The 4778-nt window shown below is 60.6% G+C and carries 6 protein-coding genes and 1 pseudogene; 4 read left to right on the top strand and 3 right to left on the bottom strand.

Annotated elements, in window-relative coordinates:
- The 4 genes from L0H65_RS14770 to L0H65_RS14755 all read left to right on the top strand — a co-directional run.
- The coding region (locus tag L0H65_RS14770; RefSeq protein WP_301459809.1) for a trimethylamine methyltransferase family protein at positions 1-785 on the top strand (785 nt) is incomplete at its 5' end.
- A 125-nt stretch (positions 786-910) separates the two neighbouring features.
- Positions 911-1420, top strand: coding sequence for a CoxG family protein (locus L0H65_RS14765; protein WP_301459808.1), 510 nt, complete (start codon positions 911-913; stop codon positions 1418-1420).
- 30 nt (positions 1421-1450) lie between these two features.
- Entirely contained in the window at positions 1451-1927 is a 477-nt protein-coding gene (locus tag L0H65_RS14760) for a (2Fe-2S)-binding protein (protein WP_301459807.1), read from the top strand.
- An 11-nt stretch (positions 1928-1938) separates the two neighbouring features.
- A complete protein-coding gene (locus tag L0H65_RS14755; RefSeq protein ID WP_301459806.1) occupies positions 1939-2724 on the top strand; it encodes a xanthine dehydrogenase family protein subunit M in 786 nt (261 codons plus the stop codon).
- A 144-nt stretch (positions 2725-2868) separates the two neighbouring features.
- On the opposite strand, the gene L0H65_RS14750 is transcribed toward L0H65_RS14755, so the two are convergent.
- From L0H65_RS14750 to L0H65_RS14740, 3 genes and pseudogenes are all read right to left on the bottom strand, one after another.
- Positions 2869-3846, bottom strand: coding sequence for a glucokinase (locus L0H65_RS14750; RefSeq protein ID WP_301459805.1), 978 nt, complete (start codon positions 3844-3846; stop codon positions 2869-2871).
- Positions 3847-3877: 31 nt separating this feature from the next.
- Positions 3878-4141, bottom strand: a pseudogene (locus L0H65_RS14745) (family 1 glycosylhydrolase); the annotation flags it as partial.
- Between the two features lie 78 nt (positions 4142-4219).
- On the bottom strand, positions 4220-4778 hold a 559-nt coding region (locus L0H65_RS14740; protein WP_301459804.1), incomplete at its 5' end, for a substrate-binding domain-containing protein.

The raw sequence follows: 4778 nt of genomic DNA, 5'->3' as shown, positions 1-4778 counted from the left end.
GCGCCAATCAATGTGCGGTGGTGGTGCCGTTCATCCTCGGCGGCGCGATGGGACCGGTGACCAACGCCGGGGCGATTGCGCAAAGTCTGGCGGAAACCATGGCCGGATGCGCGCTGACGCAGTTGGAGCGCAAAGGCGCGCCGGTGATCTTCGGCAACTTCCTGTCGTCAATGAGCCTGCGTTCCGGTTCCCCCACCTTCGGAACTCCGGAACCTGCGATCGGAACCATGGTGATCGGGCAGTTGGCGCGGCGGTTGAACCTGCCTTTACGGGCCGGTGGAAATTTCACCACGTCCAAGCTGCCGGATGCGCAGGCGATGACCGAGGGCACGGTGTCGATGCTGTCGGCAATCCATTGTGGCGCGAATTTCATCCTGCATTCGGCGGGGTTTCTTGATGGGCTTTTGAGCATGTCCTATGAGAAATTCATGCTCGACGCCGATCTGTGCGGGGCTTTGCATACTTACCTTGACGGGATCACGATTGACGACAACCAGCTTGCACTTGATGCGTTCAAAGAGGTCGGCCCCGGCAACCACTTCTTCGGCTGTGCCCATACGATGGCGAATTATGAAACCGCGTTCTGGGACAGTGATCTTGCCGACAATGACCCGTTCGAGAAATGGGAAGCCGCAGGCTCGCTTGACGCCGCCACCCGCGCCAATGCGTTGTGGAAAAAGCGGCTGGCGGAATTTGAAGCGCCCGCGTTGGATGATGGTATCCGGCAAGGGTTGCAGGAATTTGTCGCCGGGAAAAAGGCGGGTATCAAAGATATGTGGTACTGACGCGGATCGGTTTTGTGCCAAAGCGCCTTGGGTTTTTTTGCGATTGCCCATTGACCAAGTCTGCCATCGGGGTTTTTCTCAAACCCTTCCGGGTAAGGGTCGGGCGGCTTGGCTAAGGGAAACAGATGCAACTGAACGATCAACGGGACATCAAAGCGGATGTTGCGACGGTGTGGGCCGCGATTCTGGATGCGGATGTCCTGCAAGCCTGTATTCCGGGCTGTGAAAGCCTGACGGGCAACCCTGAAGACGGGTTTGAGGCGGTTGTCACGCAAAAGGTCGGCCCGGTGAAAGCGCGCTTTGCGGGTGCTGTCCGTCTGTCGGAACTGGACGCGCCGCGCAGCTTGCGGATGAGCGGTGAAGGCAAAGGCGGCGCTGCGGGCTTTGCCAAAGGCGGCGCGCGGGTGGTGTTGACACCTTCGGAGGTTGGAACGCTGCTCGCGTATCACGTCGAGGCAAATGTCGGCGGCAAGCTGGCGCAGCTTGGCAGCCGGATCATTGACGGTTTTGCCAAAAAGCTCGCCGATGATTTCTTCGCCCGTTTGCAAAAGGCGGTGGAGGGCGAGGATGCAGCCGATGCGGATGCCGCGCCTGAATTGAAAAAGAAAGGCTGGCTGAAACGTCTGATCAGTTGAGAAAGAAGCCGTGACGGACGGGAGGATGCGATGAAAACAGTAACCATGCGGGTCAACGGCAAGCTGGTTTCTGCCCCAACGGAAGGGCGGACATTGCTGGTGGAATACCTGCGTGAAGGGTTGCGGCTGACCGGAACCCATGTCGGCTGCGATACCTCGCAATGCGGGGCGTGTGTTGTGCATGTGAACGGTTTGGCAGTGAAATCCTGCACCATCTTCGCGCAGGAACTCGAAGGGGCGGAGGTGCTGACGATTGAAGGCATGGCGAATTCCGATGGCTCGCTTGGCGTGATCCAGCAGGCGTTTCAGGACTATCACGGGCTGCAATGCGGCTTTTGCACACCGGGCATGGTGATGTCTGCGGCAGCACTGCTGGCGGAAAATCCGACGCCTTCGGAAGCGGAGGTGCGGCAATATCTGGAAGGCAACCTGTGCCGTTGCACCGGCTATCACAACATCGTCAAGGCGATACTCGCGGCCTCGGGCCAAGCCGTTGCGGCGGAATAGGGGGGCATTGCATGTATGATTTCGAATTGCAGAAACCGACCAGCGTTGCAGAAGCGGTGGCGGCGCTGGCGGATGGGAGTGCGCAGGCCTTGGCTGGTGGGCAGACGCTTATTCCGACCATGAAACAACGGCTCGCCGACCCCGGCACCTTGGTCAGCCTGATGGCAATTCCGGCGTTGCAAGGCGTCGCGATGACGTCAAGCGGGTTGAGCATTGGCGCGACGACCACCCATGCCGTTGTCGCACTGTCGGCGTTGGCGCATTATCCGGCACTGGCAGCACTGGCGGGGCAGATCGGCGATCCTGCGGTGCGCAATCGTGGCACCATTGGTGGGTCGATTGCGAATAACGACCCCTCGGCCTGCTACCCGGCGGCGATTCTGGCGTCGAATGCGGTGATCGTGACCAATGCCCGAGAGATTGCGGCGGATGACTATTTTCAGGGCATGTTCGCAACCGCGCTGGAGGAAGGCGAGATCGTGACGGCGGTGCGTTTCCCGATCCCGTTGCAAGCCGCCTATGTCAAATTTCCGCAGCCTGCGTCACGTTTCGCGCTTGTCGGCGCGTTTGTGGCGCGTTTTGAAGATGGGGTGCGGGTGGCAGTCACCGGGGCGTCAAACAACGGCGCCTTTCGCTGGAACGCGGCGGAAACCGCGCTGAGCGCGGATTTTATCGTGCAAGCTTTGGCCGGGCTGGTACTGCCCGCCGATGACATGATTGCCGATCTGCATGGCAGCGCCGAGTACCGCGCGCATCTATGCGCGGTGATGCTGAAACGCGCTGTGCTGGCGGCGTAAAACCCAGCTTTGGGCGAAACCCGGTTTTCTGCGGGCATTGAGCCCTTGGAAAACCGCTGCACACGCAGGCGCAGGCGCGCGCAGGGAGTCATCGTTGGGTATGTCAAATAAAATCAAATGAGTACGATGTGATCTTGAAGTGAATTATCCTTGTGCGCCACTGGCCAGATAGGCCGCACAACCTGTCAGGGCCGCGTAGTCATCCTCAATGATCGAAACCGCAAACCGGTCCATGAAATCAGCAAAACGCCCCTTGTCGCGGAACGCCGCTTCAAACCCCATCGCTTCCAGATAGGGTGTGAAGGCCCGCGCGACCCCTCCGCACAGATAGATGCCACCGAACGGCAGGTGGATCAGCGCGAGATTGCCGGTTTCGGTCCCGAGCAGGCGCACGAACAGCCGGGCTGCCGCTTGTGCCGGATCGTCCTTTTCACCCCGCTCCAGCGCTGCCACGATATCTGCGGCGGCGCGGTCCTCGGCCTGGCCGGTTTGCGTTGCGACAAAGCTGAAAATCCGCTCCAGCCCGCGCCCGGACAGCACCTCCTCCACCCCTGCGAAGCCCTGCCTGCCAATCACGAATTGCGCAAGTTTCAGATCGTCGCTGCTGCGCACCGGCATGTTGATATGGCCACATTCGGAAGCGGCGACCATCCGCCCCCAAGGGGTTTCATGCACCGGGGCGGCGTTGAAACCGGTGCCGATGCCGATCACCAGTTTCGCCTTGGCGGCTTGCGGGTCCATGGTGCCGAACACCGGGCGCAGCTTATCGGCGGCGATATGGCCCAGCGCATGGCCCTGCGCTTGCAGATCGTTCAGGATCGCGACCATTTCTGCCCCTGTCGCACTGGTCAGTTCCGGCTGGTCGATCACCCAATCGAGGTTCGTCATCGTCGCCACCCCATCGGCCACCGGCCCCGCCACCGCAACGCAGACCCCGCCGCAATCGACATGGCCTGCGTCGGCAAGAAAGCCGCGCAAAATCGGTTCCAGTCCGGGATGATCGGCATTGCGGAACCGGCGGATGCTGTCGGGGATCAGCGCCTTGCCATCGGCGAGCGCGACACGGGTATTGGTGCCACCGATATCGGCAACGAGGGAAAGGTTGGCGCGATGGTTTGGCATAGGCGGACTCCGGGGCGAAACGGGCTTGGTTTGAAAGGGCTTTGCTGAGCGCGTGATAGGATGCTTTGGGGGTGCGCCGCAAGGTTTCCAAATCGACATGGATCAACCCGAAGCGTTTGTCGTACCCAAGCGCCCATTCGTAATTGTCCAGCAGCGACCAAATGAAATAGCCCTTCACCGGCACGCCATGCGCAATTGCGCGCTGCACGGCTGCGAGATGACTTGCGAGATATTCGATGCGCTGTGGATCGTTGACAATGCCGCCCGCCAACCGGTCGGCATTGGCCATGCCGTGCCCTTCGATCTGCTCGCTGGAGGTTGCGGCCCCAGAGAGGAAACCGCGAGGGAAATCGGATCTGTTTGCCCGCATGGGTCAAAACCTGTTCGGGGCCGGACCGGTGGATTGGCCGATGATCAACTCCGCCTCCAGCAAATGATGTCGCGGCGGCGTAGCGGGGTCTGCAATCATCTCCAGTACCAGTGCAGCACAGATGCGCCCCGCGTCCTGCACCGAAGACCGGGTGGCGGTGAAAATCGGCACAGCATCGCCGTTTTTCAGATAGCTCAGATCATCGTCGTGGATGATGACGGAGATGTCGCGCCCGAGTTTCAAGCCGCGTTCCTCGATTGCACGACGTGCGCCAAGGGCGGGTATCATCGAGGAAATCAGCAATGCCGTCGGCGGATCGGATTGGTGGAGCATGTCGCGCGCGGCTTGGTAGCCCACGGCTTCGGTCATCGCTGCCGAAGACATCAACGCATCGTCGCAGGACACGCCACGTTCGGCCAGTGCCTCCAGATAACCTTCGCGGCGGCGCAACGCGAAATCCATGCACTCCAACCCGTTGATCAAGCCAATGTGCCGATGCCCGAGATCAAGCAAGAAGCTGGTGGCGCGATGAAACGCGCGCCGGTTGTTCACGTCAACCCAT

It is taken from the genome of Pseudorhodobacter sp., assembly GCF_030452865.1.
Taxonomy (GTDB): domain Bacteria; phylum Pseudomonadota; class Alphaproteobacteria; order Rhodobacterales; family Rhodobacteraceae; genus Pseudorhodobacter.
This window is presented reverse-complemented; position numbering and strand designations above follow the sequence as displayed.